Below are 20,286 nucleotides of genomic sequence, written 5' to 3'. Positions count from 1 at the left end.
TGCGTCGCGACCGCCACCCGGCGACCGGACGAAAGCGAAAGCCCTATCAAATAACTCCGATTACCCTGGAGTGTCTGCCGCCGTAGCTCAGATGGTAGAGCACCACGCTGTTAACGTGGTTGTCCCAGGTTCGAGTCCTGGCGGCGGCGTACTTCTACCGGCGACAACTCGCGAGGAGCGTCTGCTCCGAGCATCGTCGCCGGTGAATACGAGATCATCCAGGACTCGAATACGGAAGTCGCAGCTCGCGCAGTGAGCGCAGCGAACGAGCAAGACCGTCTTGCATCGGTTCGAGTCCTGGCGGCGGCGTGAATTTCTGTGAAATTCACGGCACGTCAGAGCTTGCTCTGACGGCGGCGTAAAATCGCGAAGCGATTTTCCGGCCCACGAGAACTGCTGCGCAGTTCTCGGGACGGCGTCTCTTGACGATTCTGCGAGGCGTTTCATCGCCGAGCGATAGCTATCGTCAAGGACGGCGTACCCCAGGGTCGAACACGGAAGTCGCAGCCCGGGAAGCGAGCGTCAGCGAGTGACCCGGAACGTCTTGCATCGGTTCGAGTCCTGGCGGCAGGCTTCCGGAGAGCGACGGATTCAACTCGGGACGGCGTGTGCACGTAGCTATGGTCGGACCGCCGCGATACAAACTGGCAGACACAGCCCAGCAGATCGTGGGTGGGTTCCTGTTGGCGGGGCCGTTCGTCGTGACCGAGGAGGTCTGGACGTTGGCCCGGGGAATGACGCGGGTCCACGCCCTGGCGACGGCCGTCCTCGTCGCCGTGATTGGCTATGGTGCGCTCTATCAGGCCGACGACGACCGCGACCCGGATTCGGAAGCGGAGGTCGCCGGGCTGCCGCTTCGGTTTCTCTCGCTTATCTCAGTGGCTTTCGGTTCGGTGGCGCTGCTGGCGATCCTGCTTAACGCGCCCGCGTCGTTCCTTCAAGGGGAGTCTCTGCTCGAACAATTCGAGATCACACTCCGGGTGGTCAGCGTCGGCGCGATCTTCAGCGTCGTCGGGGCGGCGACTGCCGACAGCGTGTTCTAATCGCGGGGAACAGCATCCTTAAGGCGATCCCCGCCCCCAGAACGGCCAGAGATGGACTACACCCTGGCGATCGACGGCGCGCCGGAGACCGTCCCGGGCGGGACGGGCATTCTGTTGATTCACCCGAGCACTGGAGAAACCGACCGCGTCGACACTGATTTCCTCTCGACCGACACCGATCACTTCCTGGTCGTTTCGACGCGGACCACTGCCCGCGAGGTGTCCCAGAAGATCGAACACTACGAGGTCGACGAGTCGACGGCGACGATCCTCGACGCGCTTTCGGTCGAGCGCGGGTACACGCGCCGCCGGAGCGACGACGTCCGATACGTCTCTGCGCCCGATGACTTCGACGGGATCGTCGCGGAGACACGGGAGTTTCTGTCGAATCACGACGGCAAGCGACGCATCAGTGTCGACTCCCTGACAGAGATGCTGTACTACGCTGACGAACAGCAGACTGAGGCAGCTATCGACCGATTGCTTGAACTGCTCGGGGAGCACGACGCGGTCGGGTTGTTCCACCTCGCACGCGGCGTCCACGACGAAGATCGCCTCGACCGGTTCCGGTCGCTGTTCGACGGCGTCATCGAACTGGAGACTGATGGATCGATGACGGCCTCGTTTTGAGCAGAGCCGGTAAGAACGGCCGAAAAGTACGATAAATCGTGAGGGTTGGTAACTTCTATCACACCACCAACAGTTAAGGGAACGAGTGAGAAACAACAAGTCGTATGCCGCATTGCCAGAACTGCGGTGCGTTCGTAACCGCCGCATACGCACGCGTTTTTACGCCGAACGGAGTTGATCAGCCCCGGGTCTGTCCGCAGTGCGAGGACAAGATCCGTGACGGAGCCGACGTGCGGGAGGCGCGGTCGACCCGGCGCGGATAAGCCCTCCTGTCCGTGTTCCGCGTTCCCGCTGTCCCCCCAGTGCCCTCATCCCTGGGTTCGGGTGACGATCTCCCGCGCCTCTTCGAAGACACTGCTGGCGCGCTCCGGGTCACGCGCTTCGGCCGTGATACGGATGAGGGGCTGTGTCCCACTCGCTCTGAGCAGGAACCACGCGTCCCCCAGATCCACACGGACGCCATCAAGCGTGGTGACGTCGTCGTAGTCGTCGTGGACGCGTTCCCGGACGCGGTCCATCACTCTGCCTTTTTCCGTCACTGAGACGCTGTCCCGGTGAATTGGGTACGCCTCGATGTCGTCAACGCGATCGGCGAGCGGGCGCTCGGCCGCGAGCTCGACCAGTTTTGCGGCCGCGAGCGGGCCATCGGGACACAGTGCCTGGGCGGGCCAGATCCACGCGCCGCTGGGTTCGCCGCCGAACGCGACGCCGGGTTCACTGGCCCGCTCGGCCACGGAGACGTCGCCGACCCGTGTGCGAACGACGTCGATGTCGTCGGCCGCGAGGTAATCGTCGACGGCCAGGCTGGTGTTGACCGGGGCGGCGACCGTCTCGCCGGGGGCAGCCGCGTCGCGCGCCAGAATCGCCAGCAGGGTATCCCCGCTGAGGAACTCGCCGTCTTCGGTGACGGCGCGCAGCCGATCGGCGTCACCGTCGTGGGCGATCCCGAGTCGCCCAGTCTCGCGAGCCAGCGCCGTCAGGGACTCACAGTTCTCGGCTGTCGGTTCGCTGGGTCGGCCGGGGAAGGCCCCGTCCGGCTGGGCGTTGAGCGTCTCGACGTCACACCCCATCTGGGTGAGGGCCTCGACGCTGACCGCGCCGGCACCGTTGCCGAGATCGACGACGGCGTCCGGCGGCGAGGTGACGGAGACAGCGTCGAGGATCGCCTCGACGTGGGCGTCCGCGCCGTCTCGTCGATGTCGCGTTCCCAGATCGTCCCACGCGACGAGATCGAACGCCTCGGACTCGATCCGGTCGGCGATAGTATTCTGTCGAGCCGTATCGAACGCCTGGGTCGTCGGCTGCCAGAGCTTGATGCCGTTGTCCGCTGGCGGGTTGTGGCTGGCCGTGATCACGACGCCGGCGTCGCCATCCTCGCCACGAACGGCGCGCGCGACGGTCGGCGTCGCCGCCACGCCGAGGTCGATCACGTCGGTGCCTGATTCACGCAATCCGGCCGTTACTGCGTCCAGCAGCAACTCGCCGCTCTCACGTGGATCCCGACCGACGACGACGCGGTCGGCGTCGATACCGAGTGCTCGCCCCACCGAAAGCGCCAGCTCGGCTGTCACGTCCTCGCCGACTGGCCCGCGGATACCGCTCGTTCCGAACATGTCACACTTATCGTCGGGTGGCCACTAAAAGAGTCCGTCAGTACTCGTCGGACATCAGCGACTACTACCGACATTCGGCACGGAAAACGAAAACCGCGAATGCGACGACCTTACAGGTCGCGCGGCTGGACGGTCTTGCGGTCGTTCTCCTCGGCACGTCGCGCTGCGTCGGCGAGCAGCTCCTCGACCTCGTCGTCGAGGGCAGCGTAGAAGTCCGAGGCAACGTTCATGTCATCGAGCTCTTCCTTGACGGCGGCTTTGACGATTAGGTCTGCCATACAGGGTTGTGTTCCACAGGATCATTTATAAGCGTTCCCAATTCTACCCGCTCTCGGGACGGTTAGACGGGTTTGAGACCCGCTTGGAAGGTCAAAGGAGGACTCCGTGTGGGACAGTCGAGTGTGCGATCCGCACACGGAATCGATGCCTAAGAGTACCCTGGCCCCGGAATGTGTCGCATGCGAGAGATCCTCGAAGCCCTCGAAGACGGCGATATCAGCGTCGAGGCGGCCGAAGCCGAACTTCGCGGGTATGCCAGCAACGACGGCGGTCGCTTCGACGCGGCACGCGAGGTCCGCGGTGGCGTTCCGGAAGCGATCCTCGGCGACGGCAAGACGCCCGCCGAGGTCGCCGCCCTCGCGGCGACGGCCGTCGAGACGACCGGCCGCGTCATCGCCACCCGCGTCACGGGGGAACAAGTCGCGGCGATCCGCCGTCGACTGGCGGCGGACCACCCCGGCACGACGATCCGCTGGCGCGAGCGCTCGAACGTGGTGGTCGGCCATAGCCCCGACTTCGAGCCGCCGCGACTCGACGCCGATGTCGGGATCGTTACCGCCGGGACCTCCGACGCGATCCCGGCCGGCGAGGCGGCCGCCATCGTCGGCGAGATGGGTGCCCGCGTCGGCCGGATCGACGACGTCGGCGTCGCCGGCATCGCCCGCCTGCTCGATCGCCTCGATGACATCCGGGCCCACGACGTGATCATCGTCGCCGCCGGCCGGGAGGGCGCACTGCCAACCGTCGTCGCCGGCCTGGTCGATGTGCCAGTGATCGGGCTCCCGGTCTCGACGGGGTACGGCCAGGGTGGCGACGGCGAGGCGGCCGCCCTCGGCATGTTGCAGTCCTGTACCGCACTCACGACCGTCAACGTCGACGCCGGCTTCACCGCCGGTGCCCAGGCCGGCCTGATAGCCCGCCAACTCGACGCCGCTCGCGGCAAGCGCGCCTGAGACCCCACTGTTCATGCTTGTGGATGACTTACATACCACGTCGGTCACCACCCCCGACAGTCACCCATGCCCGAGTGCGATCACTGTGGCGCACACGTCTCCGATCAGTTCGAACGGGTGTTCGCGGACGCGGACGGCCGATTGCGCGCCTGTCCCGCGTGTTCATCGACGGCCGGCATCGCCGAGACTGCCAGGGAACGCGCGCCAGAACTGTGAGGGCGTCGACGGATGACGCGATCCGACCCCGACCACTACGTCTACGTCCTTTCGTGTGCGGACGGAAGCTTTTATACGGGGTACACGACCGACCCGGAGCGCCGTGTCGCCGAACACAACGACGGCGAGGGGGCGAAGTACACTCGTGGCCGAACGCCGGTCGAACTCGTCCATCTGGAGGGGTTCGACTCGAAATCGGCCGCGATGTCACGCGAATACGAGATCAAGCAACTGTCGCGTACTGACAAGGAGACACTCGTCGACACCGCGCACGACTCAGACTGACTCGACGCGTTCGAACAGCGCCGCGCCGAGTTGCACCATCACGACCGAAGAGACGAGGAGGGCACCGGCGTCGATCGCGACGGATCGCGCGGCGGTCCCCACCAGCACCGCCCGGAGGCCGTCGACGCCGTAGGTCAGCGGGTTGAGGTACGCCAGCGGCTGGATCACCTCGGGGAGGCTGTCGATCGGGAACATCGCACCCGAGAGGAAAAACAGCGGGAAGATCACGAAGTTGACGATGAGTCCGAACCCCTCGGTGTCGCTGAACTGGGAGGCCAGCGCGATGCCGAAGCCGACGAACGTGATTGCGATCCCGACGAGAAAGGCGGCGGCCAGCGGCAACGAGAGCAGGCTGACTGGCCGGAAGCCCAGCGGGATCGCGAGCACGAGGATGAGAACCGCCTGGACGAGCGCGGTGGTCGACCCGCCGGCGGTCCGCCCGAGAACGATCGACGTCCGGCTCACCGGCGCGACGAGGATCTCCTTCAAAAAGCCGACCTCCTGATCCGAGAGGATCGACATCCCGGCGAAGGAGGCCCCGAACAGCATCGTAAAGCCGACCATCCCCGGGACGAGGAACTGAAGATAGTCGACGTCTTCGGGAAGGCCGGGAATCGCCGCGCCGCTAAAGCCCGTGCCCAGGAACAGCAAAAACAGCAGCGGCAGCGCGATCGAGCCGATGATCCGCGAGGGCGTCCGGAGAAAGCGCTTGACATCCCGCAGCCACAGCGCGTAGATGCTCCGCGGGTCGATGCGGTTCATCGGTCACTCTCCGTCCGCACTGGTTCTTGGTTGGGCATGTCGGCGGGGTCGGTCACCCGTTGCCCATCGGCCCCGTCCCCGAGTGTGGGATCCGCGCCCTGGGTGGTGTTGCCCTCGGCGTCCGCGATGGTGTTCCCGGTGAGCGCAAGGAAGACCGCCTCCAGGCTCGTCTCGTGGTGTTCGATCGCGTCGATCGTGACCCCGGCGTCGTCGGCGATCCGGACGAGGTCGGCGATTCGAGTCTCGCCACGTTCGAGGACGACGCGGACGCTGTCGTCGGACCGGGTCGCGTCTTCGACCCACTCGCGGGTGCCGAGCTCGCCCAGAAGCTGGTCGACCGGCCCGGTGACGTCCATCGTCACGACGTCACCGCCGAGATCGTCCTTGAGTGTCCCCGGCGTGTCGATCGCCACGATCTCGCCGTCGTCGACGATGGCGACGCGATCACACAGGTTCTCGGCCTCTTCGATGTAGTGCGTCGTCATCACGATCGAGACGCCCGATTCCTCGTTGAGTCTCTGAATGTACTCCCAGGTGTCCCGGCGCGTCCGGGCGTCGAGCCCGACGGTCGGCTCGTCGAGAAACAGGACCGTCGGTCGGTGGAGCAGTCCGCGGCCGATTTCGAGCCGGCGCTTCATGCCTCCCGAGTAGGTCCCGACCGGGTCGTCGCGCTCCGCGTCGAGGCCGACCAGGCCAAGCACCTCGTCGATCCGCTTGCGACGCGTCGCGGCGTCCATCCCGTAGAGTCGGCCGTGAAATGCCAGGTTCTCCGCGCCGGTTAGCTCCTCGTCGAGCGCCGGCTCCTGAAAGACGATCCCGAGGTTATCCCGGACGGCGTTTCGCTCAGTGTGGATGTCGTGTCCGGCGACTGTCGCCGTGCCGCCGGTCGGGGCCAGCAACGTCACCAGCATGTTGATGAGCGTGGTCTTGCCTGCCCCGTTGGGGCCGAGTAGCCCGAACACCTCGCCGTCCTCGACGGCGAAGGACACGCCGTCGACGGCCGTGACCGACTCGAACTCCTTGCGTAAATCCTGGACCTGAATGGTGTCCATATGGGTCGTGTGTCCGCCGTTGAGTAAACGTTCAATCACCAAATACCCATCGACGGACGGCCGGGAAAGGCCACACGTCCCGGTCCCGATCAGGACGCGAGACGAACGGGTTTTGCCGATCGCGCTTCGAGTGTGCGTATGAGCGTCGGCGACGCCTTCGATGAGTGGGCCGAGGCAGGGAAGGATCGTGGGATGGAACAACGACACTGGCACACGGCCAAACACGCGCTCGGTCGGATGCCGGTCGAGGACGGCGACGTGGTGCTCGATCTCGGCTGTGGCAGCGGCTACGCCGCCCGCGCGCTCCGGGCGGCCGGCGGGGCCGGGCGCGCCTACGGGCTCGACCGCTCGCCTCAAATGGCGACCAACGCCCGCGAGTACACCGACGACGCGGCCGTCGGGTTCCTGGTGGGTGACTTTCAACATCTCCCCTTTGGGACCGACAGCGTCGATCACGCCTTCTCGATGGAGGCCATCTACTACGCCCCCGATCCCGTCGAAGCGCTTCGGGAACTCCGGCGCGTCCTGCGCCCGGGCGGGACCTTCTACTGTGCGGTCGACTACGTCGCGGACAACCCCCACACCGCCGAATGGGACGAGTACGTCGACGTCGCCATGACCCGGTGGTCGCGGGCTGAGTACCGCGAGGCGTTCCGTGAGGCCGGGTTTCACGTCGCCGAACAGGAGGCGATCCCCGACGAGGAGGTCGAGATCCCGCCCGCCGCGGAGTTTCCGACCGAGGACTGGAAGACCCGCGAGGCGATGGTCGAGCACTTCCGCGAGCACGGCACGCTGCTGACCGTCGGCGTCGTCCCCTGAATCCCCGGCACAGGACTCAAGTACGAACCGCCCCTTCTTCCGGAGACCGATGCGAGCCTACGAAGTCACTGAACCCGATACCGACTACGAGGGTGTCGTGCAGGTCGATCGCGACCGGCCGACCCCGGCCGCCGATGAGGCGCTCGTCCGGATCCACGCGGCGTCGCTGAACTACCGCGATCTGGCGATCGCCAACGCCGACCTCGCGTATCCCGGCGCGAGTCTCCCGGTCGTCCCGTTCTCCGACGGGGCCGGTGAGGTCGTCGCGGTCGGCGAGGGGGTCGAGCGCCTCTCGGAAGGTGATCGCGTCGCGACGCCGTTTGCCCCCGACTGGATCGACGGCCCCGCGACTCCCGAGAAGACCCGGCGGACGACGGGTGGGAACGTCGACGGGGCCCTCGCCGAGTACGCCACGTTCCCCGCCGAGAGCCTGCCGCGCCTCCCGGAGTACCTCTCGTATACGGGCGGTGCCGCACTCTCGTGTGCGGGGCTGACGGCGTGGCGAGCGCTGATCGAGGATGGCGGGCTCAGTGCCGACGAGACGGTCCTCGCGCTGGGAACCGGCGGCGTCTCGACGTTCGCGCTCCAGTTCGCGACGATGCACGGCGCACGCACCGTCGTCACCTCCTCCAGCGACGCGAAACTCGACCGGGCCCGCGACCTCGGTGCCGACGTGACGATCAACTACGAGTCGACCCCCGAATGGGGCGAAGCCGTCGCCGAGGCAACCGGCGGCGTCGACCACGTCGTCGAGGTCGGCGGCCCGGGCACGCTCGAACAGTCCCTGGTGGCCGTCGGTTTCGGCGGGCACGTCCATCTCATCGGCGTCCTCGCCGGGCAGGACGGACTGGTCCACCCGGGGCCGATCCTGGGGAAAGCCGTCGACGTCGAGGGTGTCACTGGCGTGGGAAGTCGCGCGATGTTCGACCGCATGCTCGCCGCCATGGAGACGGCCGAGATGGACCCCGTTATCGATCGGGTATTCGCGTTCGACGCGGTCCGGGATGCCTATCGGTACGTCGATCGTGGTGACCATCAGGGGAAAGTCGTCGTCGACCTCGAGTGAGTGATTTCCGACTTCAGTCTCGCGGTTTTCGGTACGTTTGGAGTGCGGCCAGCACCACCCCTTTCGAAAGCCCTAACCGGGATTCAGCCCTACGACGACCCGAATGAGCAAGCAACTCCCGGACGTGCAGGCGAACAGTCCGGAGGTCGCCGTCGGACTCAACCGCGTCGGCGTCACCGGTGTCGAGAAACTCGTCGAGATCGACCGCGAGGACCGACGACCGATCGTCCTGATGGCGACGTTCGACGTCTTCGTCGACCTCCCCACCTGGCGGAAAGGGGCGGACATGAGTCGCAACATGGAGGTCATCGACGAGACGCTCGAAGCCGCCGTCGACAACACCGGCTATCGCGTCGAGGACGTCTGTGGTGACGCCGCCGAGCGCCTCCTCGGGAAACACGACTACACCGACCGCGCCGAGGTGCGCATGGAGGCCGAGTACGTCACCCGCGAGCGCACGCCCGAAAGCGACCGCCCGACCCAGAGCACTGCCGACATCATCGCCTCCGCGACCGCGACCGACGAGGGGACTCGGGAGGAACTCGGCGCGCGTGTCACCGGCATGACGGTCTGTCCCTGTTCACAGGGAATGAGTGAGTCACGCGCCCGCCAGACGCTGAACGACCTCGACGTCGATCGAGAGACTATCGACACATTCCTCGATGAAGTCCCCCAGGCCGGCCACTCCCAGCGCGGCCACGCCACGCTCACCATCGAAAGTGACGGCGCACCCGATCTTGACCTTCGGGACGTCATCGAGGTCGCCCGCGATGCGATGAGCGCCCACATCTACAACCTCGCGAAGCGACCCGACGAGGATCACATGACCTACGAGGCCCACAGCGACGCCAAGTTTGTCGAGGACTGCGTCCGGTCGCTGGCCGAGGGCGTCGTCGAGACGTTCCCCGGCTTGCCCGCGGATGCTGTCATTCGGATGGAGCAGTCCAACGACGAGTCGATCCACCAGCACAACGCTCACGCCGAGCGCGTCGCCCGCTTCGCCGATCTCATCGACGAGGTCAACGGTGACGCAAGCGGTGGGAATCCCGATCCGGAGACCGGCAGCGTCGACCGGCGGACGAACGGCTCCGGCGACCGGTAATCCGGCAGTCGCACTCGCTCGAAAAGGGTTTTGAGGCCCCGCCCGGTAGGGGGCGGCATGCTCCGGATCATCGCGCTCCTGCTGTTGATACCTCTCGTCGACATGGTGATGCTAGTCGTGGTTGCCGGTGAGCTGGGTGCCGTCCCGACAGTGTTGCTCGTGGTGCTGACGGGACTGATCGGCATGTTGCTCGTCCGTGCGGAGGGCCGCCACACGATCGCGAAGATCCAGCGGAAGGTCCTCCAGGGGGAGGCACCGACCGACGAGTTGCTCGACGGCGCGCTCCTGTTGATCGCCGGCGCGCTGCTGTTGACTCCCGGGCTGGTGACCGACGTGATCGGCTTCGTCCTCGTGATCCCGCCGACCAGATATCCAGTCCGCCTCGCACTGAAGAAGTGGGTCGTCACGCCCTACCTCGAAAAGAAGACCGGCGGGTTCGCCACCGGCTCGGTCTACGTCGGTGGCTTTCCGAACGACGACGGGGACGGCCCTGTCGGCGGTGATTCCAGCGGTCCCGGTGGATTCGGTGGGCCCGGCGGGATCGGGGGTATCGGCGGCGCGACGGACGATGGGGTCCGCGACATCGGTGAGGCCCAGGACCTCGACGACGTTGAGGACGGGGACGATCGCACCGAGTGATCGCCAGCCACGAGGGTGACGACGGGAGCGAAAAGAAACGCTTAATGGTAGCCCTCCGGTACGCCTTGATGCGCTCACCTGGGCCAATAGCTCAATCAGGTTGAGCGCTCGGCTGATAACCGGGAGGCTACCGGTTCAAATCCGGTTTGGCCCACTATTCTGCGCGAACAATGCGAGGAGCGTAGCGACGAGCCTGTGAGCGCGAACTCGTTGATCCGAGCGGATTTGAACCCTGCAAGTCGCAGCCCGGGACGTGAACGGAGTGAGCGTCCCCGGAACGTCTTGCTCCGGTTCAAATCCGGTTTGGCCCACTATACCACCTTTTTACTTCGGAGGGTTTCCTCACGAGCCGATGGCTCGTTGCGGGAACCCCTTCTGCTCACGGACGCGAAGCGTCCGTTCGCATGGTCAGCGGGACCTCCGGTCCCGCTCGACTCGCAAAAATCTGGACCAAAAACACCTGCTCGGTCGCTTCGCTCCGTCGCAGTGAACCGCCTCGCTTCGCTCGGCGGACGTTCGATATCCAAGGAGTGCGTGTTTCGCGATGTGCTCTCTCAAGCGACGTAGGACAAGGGAGTTGATATCCGCGTTGTCCCATTCCCGTCGCGAACAGCCTTCAGTAGCGACTGCCGTCGTGGGATACCTGGAGATTCGTCCGTCTCACTCCAGCTCGCGCTCTCGCTCGGCACCGTCGCGTGTATCCGCCCCGGTCGACGCACTGGAGCGATCGCTCGCCGTCAGGTCATCGTAGTCAGTCGGACCTCCTTCCTCAGTCGCGACCAGCCGATCGAGGCGCTGTTCGAACTCCCGCTCGTCGATCTCGCCCTCCGCGTACCGTCGCTTGAGCCGCTCGATCGCCGCCTCGTTTTGATCTGTGGATTCACTCTCGTCGCTCGAAAAGAGTACAGCCGCGACTTCCTCACCCCAGAACAGAAACAGGGGCGTCAGCACGAACCAGCCGAGGATCAACGAGACTTCTGAGAGGGCTTCCAGTTCGACCGTGTCGAACAGCATCATGACTCCCAGCGTGAGCGCACCGATCGCCAGCCAGAGTTCGTCCGCGACGAAGTCTCGGAGGCGTTCCGACATCTGGACTGGTTCCGTGTTGTGAGGGGGATCGCTTAATTCATTGGGGTGTGAGATATGGTGATGTTCGGAGACACTGCTATTTCAGCCATGAACAGCGTGAAAGCCCCCGGCCGTCTGCGGTCCCGGGGCTCGCTGCGCTCCTCGCGTTGCTGCGGTGCTTGTCTCGCCCGGGTTCCCGCAGACGGCCGGCCCCTTTCATTCCCACCCGTGTCGGCCGATTAACCAGCTGACATGGGTGGGAATGAAAGGGGCGAGTCGTTCGGGGAAGGCAGGCGAAGCAAGCACTGGACCGAACGTAGTGAGGGAAGCGCGCAGCGAGTCTCCCGACTCGAACGACTCGGGGCTTTCACGCTGTTTGCATCCTCTGGCCTGGCTCTCACTTGGACTGGGTTCTACCGGCGGAACGCTTCTGTGACCTCTGCGAACGTCGCAAAGTCGAGCGCTTTCACGTCTTCGACAGCCTGGTTGATAGTCTCCTGAACCATCTCATCCCCTTTCTCGCTGGCTGTCTCACACATTGGAAGATTCGACGTAGTGGGTTCTAATGGCACTTACGTCATATTTTCGGCGGCAATAGCCTCACTCCGCTCTGCTGATGCTACTCCCCAACCGCTTCTTCGACGATCCTGATTTCCTCGTCGGTCAACCCGTACAACTCATACACAATTTCATCGATCAGGTCGTCGGTGCGCTCGAGCTTCGCCTCCAGTTCGTCGGCGCGTTCCTTCGTCTCGACGTAGCTCTCTAGCCCCGCCTGCACGTCATCGACGGCGGGCAGCGTCAGCTTTCGCAGGCGATCGACGGGCGAGTTGGTCTTCGTGGCGGTCTCGCGGAAGTCCGCGAACCCACCGGCCTCGTCGACGGCAACGGGCACGAAGTGCTCGAGCAGGTCCGCCTCCGCTGCGGTGAGGTCCGAAATCCGCAACGCCGGCAACGGCTCGGTCTCGGTGTAGCCCCACTGGTCGGTCTCATGAGCTATCTCACGGGCTTCGCCCGTTCGATCTGAACGAGACGCTCCCGCCGGTCGCGTCTCGCTATCGTCCGGCTTGTACCGCGCTGTGAGGCGGATCTCGACCGCCGTGGGCGACTCCCGGACGACCGTGGCCTCGCCGACGCGGAGGTTCGGGCGCTCCTCGGTGGTCTGGGTGAGGATCGAGTCGGCCGCGCCCTCCGGCGGCTGGGTGAGGCCCACGTCCGCGAGGGTCGGGCCATCCGAGTAGGAGCCGAGGTGGTCGAGGAGGGAGAGATTAAGCGAAATCAGTTGATCTCTCAATGAACGCAGTTCCTCAGACCCTCTCTCAATCGAAACATAGAACGAAGTCTCCATGGAGCCGATAAGATCCTTAAGAGTTTTCTGAGATTGTTCTGAGAGATGTGAACTCATATCTAGTGCAACATCCTGTTCTGGGACAACAATCGGAATATCGTTCAAGTTATTCGCATTAAATCGAGTATAGTTCTGCATCTTTGCAGGACATACTTGAACCAAATACTCGGAGATAAGATTCGAATTCAATATGCCGAGTAGTATATCCTGAGATATATTCTCTGAGTTTAATATAAGGCCGGGGCAGTTTGCCCCGCTGAAAAGAGTGTCGTCAGGAAGAAATCCAACACAAGAGTGTGTGGCGACTCCTTTAATCAGTAGCTTAGGCGGGGTGATGTAGTCAAAACGACCCTGTCGCAAGAACCGATACCAATCTGGACCTTTTGCGTAGAACTTTCTAGAGTCCTGCCTTTCTCGAAGATCTTGTTTATGACGCTCAAAGTATGAGTGGATATTTGGATATTCGGATTCTAAAACCTGTTCTGGGAGAAGTTTACTGTCTCCATCGTCGCCTTCGGAATAGGGATAAATAACAAATTCATCAGGTTCGACAGTCGCATATCGCTGTATTTCTTCTCCTTGATATGCATATGGGAAAATCAAGTCCTCTTCAAGATCATGCTCATCAATGGTGTCCTGATCAACCACGAAAACGTCGTCCATCCCAGTTAATGCGCCAATTTTGAACTCTCCAAGAGAGGAGAGAGGAGCAGTTTTCGATCTCTCTGAAATCGTTGCTCGGAGGTCAAGACCATCAAACACCCAGGGCTCACGATCAAATCTCTCATATGATAGTTTCCGAAACTGTAAGCGATCAATTGCGTCGGTAGTCAACTGTGATTCATTCTCTACTTTTGCATACTCCATGTTCTCTGATGCTGAACCAGACAAGATGAATATCGCAGGGTAGGTCGAGATCCCTTTGAAAACAGGTAACGTTCCAAAGTCGAGGACTTTAGCAACTTTCCCGTTGGACATAAAGGATCGAACGCTCTCTCCGTAATCAGTTGAAACCCACTGTGAAGTAGAAATATAGCCGGTGAATCCTCTCTGTGAGATTAATTTAAATCCTCTTTCCAAGAATGGGATTGAGAGGTCTGATTTATTTGAACAAGTGCCATAACTGTCAAATAGATAGTCAGTAAGATCGTGTCCAACACGATGGATCCTAATGTATGGCGGATTCCCAATTACCGCATCAAACCCGGCGTCCGCACGCTCTTCCCCGTCTTCGTCGAAGAACACGCCGGGGTACTCGAGTTCCCAGTGGAAAAAGGTCTGCTCGTCGGCCAGCGCCTGGGCGTCCTCGAACCAGTCTTCCCCTTGAATCTCGTCCCACTCCGCCTCGTCCTCGATGGCGTCGGCCATCTGCTCGTAGGCGTCCTCGGGCACGTCCACCCCGAACTGCTCGGCGGTGTGGACGTTCGTCAACTCGAACAACCGGCGGTAGAGTGGGTCGTCCTGGATCTGCTCGTAGAGGTCCTCCATCGAGTGGACGTCCTCTAAGGTCTCGTTGTCCATCGCCAGCAGGTCCGCCATCAGGTCCATCACGTGATCCAGGGTGTCCCGACGCACGCGACCGAAGGCCTGCGTCAGCGTCAACTGCCCGCTATCGTCCTCCTCGTCGTCCTCGCTGAGCACGTCCGTCACGTCCGACCCCACCAGGGAGTTCCCGGCCTTGAGGTGGTGATCGAGAAAGGCCAGGGGCTGGTCGGTCGCCAGCGTCTCCAGCCACATCGACAGCTTCGCGAGTTCGACGGCCATGCCGTTGATGTCCACGCCGTAGATGCACTCCTTGGCGATGTCCCGGCGCATCTGCTGTTCGTCGATGGCGACGCCCATCGCCGATTCGACCTCCCGGACCTCCACCATCACCTCGTTGGCGAGGTACTCCGTCGCCCGCGTCAGAAAGTGCCCGCTCCCCATCGCCGGATCGAGGATCTGCAGATCCGTCACCCGCCGGATGAACGGCCCGATGTACTCCTGGGTCCCGCGCTCGAACCCCTGGGATTGCAGATCCTCGTGAATCTCCGCCACGAGGGGACCGATCGTCTCCTCGACGATGTACGTCACCACGTAGTCGGGCGTGTAGTACGCCCCCGTCGCCTTACGCTCGCCCTCGTCGTTGACGACGTACAGCCCACCTTCGGGGACCGTCTCCACCGCGTCGGCGACTGTCACCTCGCCGGCCGGCTTCCAGACCTGCCCGCCGTCCGCCGAGACAGCGGCGTACTGCTCCGGCGCGATGCGGAAGTGATGCTCCAGCAGGCCCTCGTAGACGCTGCCGAGGTGGCGCGTGTCCAGGTCGGCGTAGTCCGCCAGCACGTACCGCCCGTCGTCGTTCTCCGTCGTCGACAGCCGGTAGATCACCTCCGCGAGATACCGGTTGCTCACCTCGTGGTCCGTCAGGAACGCGTGCTGGTCGTGATCGAACAACCCGCCGTTGTACGCCGGAATCCCGAGGTCCTCTTCGCCCTCGTCGATCAGCGAGAACAGGTCCTCCAGTCGAGTCCACATCGTCGTCGAGTGCTCGCTGAACGCCGACTCGAAGCCCTCGTCGACCTCGCCGATCTCGTCGTGAATCTCCATGCGCAGCGCGTCCAGACTGAAGTTCTCCTCGTATTCGTCCTGGGTCGACGGCTCCTCGGGGTGGATTAGCTCGCGCGCCTCGGCGTAGAGGACGAACATCAACCGGTAGAGCAACACGAGCGACTGCTCTTTGAGTTCGGCAAGCGCCGCCTCGTCGTCGGGATCGATGTCCATGTCGTTCGATTCGACGAACCCACGCCCGAGCACCCGCAACGCCGTGAAGACGTTGTCCTGCAGGTCCTCGCCGAGTTCCTGGGAGGCAGTCTCACTCTCCGAGCGCACTTCGTCGAGAAACGTCGTCCCGGCAGTTTTCCGGAAGGCGTCCGGCCGGAAGAAGACGTAGAAATACTTGAACGCCTCCAGATCACCTGATTCAAGAATCTCGGGGAGGTCGATCTCGAAGTAGGTTTGGGTCTCGTAGTCCTTGGTCCCGTAGAGCCGCCACTTCCGGCCGTTCGTCAGCACGCCCCACTGGATGTTCGCTGGCGTCTTCTCCAGATAGTGTTTGATCTGGTGGGAGGCGTTGCGGTAGGGCCGGCGCTCGCTGAACTCCGCGGTGAAGTCGGCATCCCACTGCTTGGCTTCGACCAGTCCGACCCCGCGCGTAAAGAGGTCCGTCGTGTCGTCCGTGTCGAGGTTCACCTTCGCGGCCTCGCGACGCTCGGCCGAACTGCCAAACAGCAATTCGTCGACGTAGCCGTCACCGTCCGGCAGGGTAACCTCCTTCTGTGTCCCGAACCCGAGCACGTCGAGCACCCCGTCGATCCAGTTGTCGACGAGGGCGTCCTCGCCGTACCCGTCGACGACGCCCCCCTCGAGATCGTAGAGCGACTGGAGGCGCTCCATCGCTTCCCGCGCTTCCTCGTCGCAGTCCCACTCCTCGCGCTCGATCACGCGCTCGTCCAGATAGTGACTCGAAAACAGGGCCGAGTTGACGTACGGCCGGTCGGACAGGGTCGCCTGACTCATTGAATGGGTCATACTGGCCGCTGGCAACCACAAATAGATGACGGAGGCCTGTCCGGCGGTGTTCAGATAAGCGCCGGTCAAAGAACTCCTTTCTGACGGCTATCCAGCCGAATCCTGGTGGACTGAAAGGGCGAGTCAGTTCCGGGAACCTCGACGACGTAAGGACCGCAACGTAGTGAGGACCGCAACGAGTCGCGGGACCGGAACTGGGGAGGGCTTTCAGAGTGGTCTCAATCGATCCAAATCCATATCTCACCACTACTGCAAAATCTCGCCCCGTCGCAAATCCCTCTCCTTAAACCCCACTAAACGCCGCAAAGCCGCCGTCGATGGGGATGACGGCCCCGGTGACGAACTCGGAGCCGGGGGCGATCAGCCAGAGCACGGTCGAGAGCAGGTCCTCGGGGTCGCCAAAGCGGTCCTGGGGCGTGTGATCGATGATCTGCTGGCCACGCTCGGTCAGATCGCCGTCGTCGTCGAGCAACAGATAGCGGTTTTGCTCGGTCAGCAGGAAGCCAGGCGCGATCGCATTGACCCGGATGTCTGGCGAGTGATTCTGGGCCATGTCGACGGCCAGCCACTCCGTGAAGTTCGAGACGGCGGCTTTCGCCCCCGAATAGGCGGGGATCTTCGTCAGCGGCGTGAAGGCGTTCATCGAGGAGACGTTGAGGATGTGGCCCTCGCCCTGCTCGGCCATGTACTCGCCGAAGGCCTGGGACGCCAGGAACGTCCCCAGGAAGTTGAGATTGAAGACGTTCTCGACGCCCGCGGCGTCGAGCCCGAAGAAGTCCGTCTCCTCGTCCGTGGTCGCCTCGGGGCTGTTGCCGCCAGCGCCGTTGATGAGCACGTCGATCCGGCCGTATTCGTCGACGACCGTCTCCGCCGCCGCGTCCAGTTCCGCCCGGTCGAGCACCGACGCCTCCAGTGTCATGTACTCGGCGTCGACATCCTCAAGCGCCGCGGCGACCTCGGCGAGTCCCTCGCTATCGATGTCGAGTACGACGACCGTCGCGCCCTGTTCACCGAGCGCGATCGCCATTTCCGAACACAGCACGCCTGCCCCGCCGGTGATCACACACACCTCGCCCTCGACGTCGTAGTCGTTGGGTACAGTCATTACGTCTCCCGGTGCGGACGGGCGGACCTTAAACAACCACGGTCGACGCTCGTCGCGTCCCGGTCACTCCAGAAAGTCGATGCCGGTGATCTCGAAGCGCGCACCGCCGGTGTCGCTGTCCGTGACCAGGATGTCCCACCCGTGGGCGTTGACAATCGTCCGGACGACCGAGAGTCCGTAGCCGCTGCCGTCGCCACTCGTCGTGAACCCGTGGTCGAAGACGTCTTCTTTTTGTTCGTCCGGAATCCCGGGGCCGTCGTCCTCGACGTAGAACCCGGTTTCGAGCGGTCCGACGGTGATCGTCACCGTCCCGCTATTGCCCGGTGTTCCTCCTCCGGTGTGGGTGTCCGGGCTCGCCGAGCCGTGTTCGACCGCGTTCTGACGAGCTTGCGAGTCAGGGCTCGTGGAACTGTGTTCCACGGCGTTCCGGAAGAGGTTCTCGAACAGCTGACAGAGCCTGTCCGCGTCGCCACTCACCGTCGGGACCTCGTGATAGACGAAGGTCCCGCCGGCGGTGGTGTCGACGACCGGTCTGGCCTTCTCGACCACTTCGCCGATGTCGGTCGGTTCCGGGTCGGTGACGACATCCCCCTGTCGGGCCACCCGGAGCAAGTCTTCGACGAGGCGGGCCATCCGGTCCGTCGTCTCCTTGATCGTCTCGATGTGGGCGTCGTCGCCGGTCTCCTCGTAGAGTGCCAGGTTTCCGTCGATGACAGAAAGGGGATTCCGGAGGTCGTGGGCGAGGATGTCCGTGAACTCCTTGAGACGGTCGTTCTGGCGTTCGAGCATCCGCTCGTACTCCTTTGCCGTCGTCTCGTCGTGACTGATGGCTGCGAACCCTTCGTCGTCGCCCGAAAGCGGCGATAGCGTCAGCGTTCCCCAGAACACGGATTCGTCGGCGCGTTCGTGCCAGTGCTCGACCTCGACGGTCCCTTCGGTCGCGTCATCGAGGAAGCCGTCCGGCGGATCGCCGGCTTCAGACCCGTCACCGTCAGTGAACAGGCTACTCACGTCTTCGCCGAGTACCCTTTCCGCGTCGTAGCCGTACATTGCTGTCGCCGGTGGCGGCCATTCCGTGATCGCACCGTCGCTGTCTAACATGAATATGGCATGTGAGTCGATACTCTCGACGAGGCGCTGGGCGACTGGTGCCACGTCATCGCTCGGCTCGGCCCGTTCATGGCCCACTGGCGTGTTTCCCATACGTTTGATCCGATGCCCGATTGCAAGAAGACAGCAGGTGGCACACCATGGCAGTAAAGACAGATTGGCTGTCAACTCTGGCAGAAATCATGCGCGCCCGATCGGCTGTCCGGGAATCGGACCGGCTAGTCGCTCCCGCTTTGCCCTTCGAGTTCGACGACCATGACCTCTAGATCAGGGCCGGCCCCGTCAGTTCGGTACACCCAGGATCCGCGCGGGTCGACGTCGCCGGCGAGTGCCGAGAGCAGTACCCGCCCGAGCGTCCGCTCGAAGTCCTCGGAATTCGTGAGTTCGTCGTCGGGAAGATCGGGGTTCATGATCGGTGGACAGAAGACAGCAAGTCGCCGACCGATTCGGGTCGGCGACGCCGCAACCGGTCGTCACGATGGATCGTCGCCTGACTGGCGGATCTCGCCAGCCCAACTGTCATCTCTGTACCACCCGGTAGCCCCTCGCGAGGGATAGTACTACCGAAAAGCATGGTGCATCATGCCCGAACGTCGGCGAGCACGTCGCTACCGGGGAGACTTTAACGGTATTGCCAGTGAAGACGCGAATATCCCATGAGTGTCATCGTCGAGCTCACAATCCCCTCGGAGGCATTCGAGTTGGGGCAGATCCTCCGCGTCGAAGGTGCCACACAGGTCACACTCGAAACGATGGTCCCCCTCGGGGGGAAGCCGACCCCGTTCGTTCGGATCTCCGACGGCGCGCGGCGGTCCTTCGAGAATTCGGTTCGGGAACACGAATCCGTCCGTGATATTACGCCGGTCAATACACACGACGAGGAGACGCTGTACGCACTCGAGTGGGAGCCGCCCGACGGATCGCTGTTTGATCGACTTACCGATATCGGGGCGGCCTTGCTCGATGCGACCGGGACCGCCGATCGATGGCGGATCGAGCTTCGATTTCCCACTTACGATGCGCTCTCTACGTTTCAGGAGTACTACATCGAGGAGGACATCCCGGTGTCCGTCGAGAAGATTTACAATCCGACGAAACCTGACGCAGGGCCGTGGTACGGGCTGACACCAGTCCAGCGGGAGACGCTTACGCACGCGGTCGAGGCAGGCTACTATTCGCTCCCACGAACTATCTCGACGAAGGAACTCGCCGCGGAGTTCGACATCTCGGATCAGGCCGCCACCGAGCGACTCCGCCGGGGAATCTCAACACTGGTCACGAATACGTTGTTGACACTCGATAACGAGTGATTCGGGTCGGGTATCTGAGAGCTGAAACGCTGGAGACAGAGATCCCGACGACGGATGACAGCGGTAGACCCTGTGTGAGGGTGCCGTGGAATGGTGGGGGTACGTCGTCCGGAATGGAATTCAGGCCGGACATCCGGGTGGGGGCAATCGAATGCCCGTCCTGAATTGTTCTCCAGCATCTGTACATCTATCCTATCAATAAAACAACTTTTGCATGATAGCCAAAGCCGTTTTTAAGTACTCGACCTGACGTGGCCGGTCAGTCACAAACGATGGACTGTGAGTGGAGACGCCACAACAGGCCCGCATCGGAGAC

The 20,286-nt window shown here is 63.2% G+C and carries 20 protein-coding genes and 2 tRNA genes; 12 read left to right on the top strand and 10 right to left on the bottom strand.

The features are described from left to right. Window positions 1-76: 76 nt before the first annotated feature. The 3 genes from HBNXHr_RS11640 to HBNXHr_RS11630 all read left to right on the top strand — a co-directional run bounded on the left by HBNXHr_RS11640 (window position 77) and on the right by HBNXHr_RS11630 (window position 1,673). Window positions 77-149 (top strand) — tRNA-Asn (locus HBNXHr_RS11640). Window positions 150-620: 471 nt separating this feature from the next. Continuing rightward, the gene (locus HBNXHr_RS11635; RefSeq protein WP_275882252.1) at window positions 621-1,043 is read left to right on the top strand and encodes a DUF2391 domain-containing protein; all 423 of its coding nucleotides are present in this window, start codon (window positions 621-623) and stop codon (window positions 1,041-1,043) included. A 51-nt stretch (window positions 1,044-1,094) separates the two neighbouring features. Beyond that, window positions 1,095-1,673: a hypothetical protein gene (locus tag HBNXHr_RS11630; protein WP_275882251.1), complete on the top strand. Its 579-nt coding sequence runs from the start codon at window positions 1,095-1,097 to the stop codon at window positions 1,671-1,673. A gap of 308 nt (window positions 1,674-1,981) precedes the next feature. Here HBNXHr_RS11630 and glmM read toward each other — a convergent pair whose 3' ends face one another. Both glmM and HBNXHr_RS11620 read right to left on the bottom strand, forming a co-directional pair. After that, window positions 1,982-3,286 (bottom strand): phosphoglucosamine mutase, encoded by a 1,305-nt coding sequence (glmM, locus tag HBNXHr_RS11625; protein ID WP_275882250.1) that lies wholly within the window; start codon window positions 3,284-3,286, stop codon window positions 1,982-1,984. Between the two features lie 110 nt (window positions 3,287-3,396). Then, window positions 3,397-3,564, bottom strand: coding sequence for a DNA-binding protein (locus HBNXHr_RS11620; RefSeq protein WP_008528199.1), 168 nt, complete (start codon window positions 3,562-3,564; stop codon window positions 3,397-3,399). Window positions 3,565-3,744: 180 nt separating this feature from the next. Between HBNXHr_RS11620 and larB the strand changes: the two genes are divergently transcribed. From larB to HBNXHr_RS11605, 3 genes are all read left to right on the top strand, one after another. Then, window positions 3,745-4,518 (top strand): nickel pincer cofactor biosynthesis protein LarB, encoded by a 774-nt coding sequence (gene larB, locus HBNXHr_RS11615; RefSeq protein WP_275882249.1) that lies wholly within the window; start codon window positions 3,745-3,747, stop codon window positions 4,516-4,518. A gap of 66 nt (window positions 4,519-4,584) precedes the next feature. Beyond that, window positions 4,585-4,734 carry a hypothetical protein gene (locus tag HBNXHr_RS11610; protein ID WP_275737370.1) on the top strand — a complete coding sequence of 50 codons (150 nt, stop codon included), beginning with the start codon at window positions 4,585-4,587 and terminating at the stop codon, window positions 4,732-4,734. Window positions 4,735-4,746: 12 nt separating this feature from the next. Then, the gene (locus HBNXHr_RS11605) at window positions 4,747-5,019 is read left to right on the top strand and encodes a GIY-YIG nuclease family protein (RefSeq protein ID WP_275737369.1); all 273 of its coding nucleotides are present in this window, start codon (window positions 4,747-4,749) and stop codon (window positions 5,017-5,019) included. On the opposite strand, the gene HBNXHr_RS11600 is transcribed toward HBNXHr_RS11605, so the two are convergent. Continuing rightward, the gene (locus HBNXHr_RS11600; protein ID WP_275882248.1) at window positions 5,011-5,781 is read right to left on the bottom strand and encodes an ABC transporter permease; all 771 of its coding nucleotides are present in this window, start codon (window positions 5,779-5,781) and stop codon (window positions 5,011-5,013) included. The genes HBNXHr_RS11605 and HBNXHr_RS11600 overlap by 9 nt on opposite strands. Beyond that, window positions 5,778-6,833: an ATP-binding cassette domain-containing protein gene (locus tag HBNXHr_RS11595; protein WP_275882247.1), complete on the bottom strand. Its 1,056-nt coding sequence runs from the start codon at window positions 6,831-6,833 to the stop codon at window positions 5,778-5,780. The genes HBNXHr_RS11600 and HBNXHr_RS11595 overlap by 4 nt, the downstream gene beginning before the upstream one ends. A 138-nt stretch (window positions 6,834-6,971) precedes the next feature. Here HBNXHr_RS11595 and HBNXHr_RS11590 point away from each other — a divergent pair, with 138 nt between their 5' ends. From HBNXHr_RS11590 to HBNXHr_RS11570, 5 genes are all read left to right on the top strand, one after another. Next, complete coding sequence (locus HBNXHr_RS11590) at window positions 6,972-7,652, top strand: class I SAM-dependent methyltransferase (RefSeq protein WP_275882246.1); 681 nt, start codon at window positions 6,972-6,974, stop codon at window positions 7,650-7,652. A 49-nt stretch (window positions 7,653-7,701) separates the two neighbouring features. Continuing rightward, window positions 7,702-8,718: an NAD(P)-dependent alcohol dehydrogenase gene (locus HBNXHr_RS11585; RefSeq protein WP_275737365.1), complete on the top strand. Its 1,017-nt coding sequence runs from the start codon at window positions 7,702-7,704 to the stop codon at window positions 8,716-8,718. A 103-nt stretch (window positions 8,719-8,821) separates the two neighbouring features. Continuing rightward, window positions 8,822-9,820, top strand: coding sequence for a GTP cyclohydrolase MptA (gene mptA, locus HBNXHr_RS11580; RefSeq protein WP_275882245.1), 999 nt, complete (start codon window positions 8,822-8,824; stop codon window positions 9,818-9,820). A gap of 57 nt (window positions 9,821-9,877) precedes the next feature. Then, a complete protein-coding gene (locus HBNXHr_RS11575) occupies window positions 9,878-10,459 on the top strand; it encodes an FxsA family protein (protein WP_275882244.1) in 582 nt (193 codons plus the stop codon). 80 nt (window positions 10,460-10,539) lie between these two features. Continuing rightward, window positions 10,540-10,613 (top strand) — tRNA-Ile (locus HBNXHr_RS11570). Between the two features lie 506 nt (window positions 10,614-11,119). On the opposite strand, the gene HBNXHr_RS11565 is transcribed toward HBNXHr_RS11570, so the two are convergent. From HBNXHr_RS11565 to HBNXHr_RS11540, 6 genes are all read right to left on the bottom strand, one after another. After that, complete coding sequence (locus tag HBNXHr_RS11565; protein ID WP_275882243.1) at window positions 11,120-11,548, bottom strand: SHOCT domain-containing protein; 429 nt, start codon at window positions 11,546-11,548, stop codon at window positions 11,120-11,122. A gap of 392 nt (window positions 11,549-11,940) precedes the next feature. Next, window positions 11,941-12,066, bottom strand: a complete 126-nt coding sequence (locus tag HBNXHr_RS11560; RefSeq protein WP_275882242.1) for a hypothetical protein — start codon at window positions 12,064-12,066, stop codon at window positions 11,941-11,943. A gap of 80 nt (window positions 12,067-12,146) precedes the next feature. Further along, window positions 12,147-16,433 carry a DNA methyltransferase gene (locus tag HBNXHr_RS11555; protein WP_275882241.1) on the bottom strand — a complete coding sequence of 1,429 codons (4,287 nt, stop codon included), beginning with the start codon at window positions 16,431-16,433 and terminating at the stop codon, window positions 12,147-12,149. A gap of 295 nt (window positions 16,434-16,728) precedes the next feature. Beyond that, the gene (locus tag HBNXHr_RS11550; protein WP_275882240.1) at window positions 16,729-17,550 is read right to left on the bottom strand and encodes an SDR family oxidoreductase; all 822 of its coding nucleotides are present in this window, start codon (window positions 17,548-17,550) and stop codon (window positions 16,729-16,731) included. Between the two features lie 63 nt (window positions 17,551-17,613). After that, window positions 17,614-18,753: a PAS domain-containing sensor histidine kinase gene (locus HBNXHr_RS11545; protein WP_275882239.1), complete on the bottom strand. Its 1,140-nt coding sequence runs from the start codon at window positions 18,751-18,753 to the stop codon at window positions 17,614-17,616. A gap of 125 nt (window positions 18,754-18,878) precedes the next feature. Then, window positions 18,879-19,070 carry a hypothetical protein gene (locus HBNXHr_RS11540; protein ID WP_015790003.1) on the bottom strand — a complete coding sequence of 64 codons (192 nt, stop codon included), beginning with the start codon at window positions 19,068-19,070 and terminating at the stop codon, window positions 18,879-18,881. A gap of 246 nt (window positions 19,071-19,316) precedes the next feature. On the opposite strand from HBNXHr_RS11540, the gene HBNXHr_RS11535 reads away from it, so the two are divergent. Beyond that, window positions 19,317-19,970, top strand: coding sequence for a helix-turn-helix domain-containing protein (locus tag HBNXHr_RS11535; RefSeq protein WP_275882238.1), 654 nt, complete (start codon window positions 19,317-19,319; stop codon window positions 19,968-19,970). Window positions 19,971-20,286: the final 316 nt, after the last annotated feature.

Source organism: Halorhabdus sp. BNX81, assembly GCF_029229925.1.
Lineage (GTDB): Archaea > Halobacteriota > Halobacteria > Halobacteriales > Haloarculaceae > Halorhabdus.
This window is presented reverse-complemented; position numbering and strand designations above follow the sequence as displayed.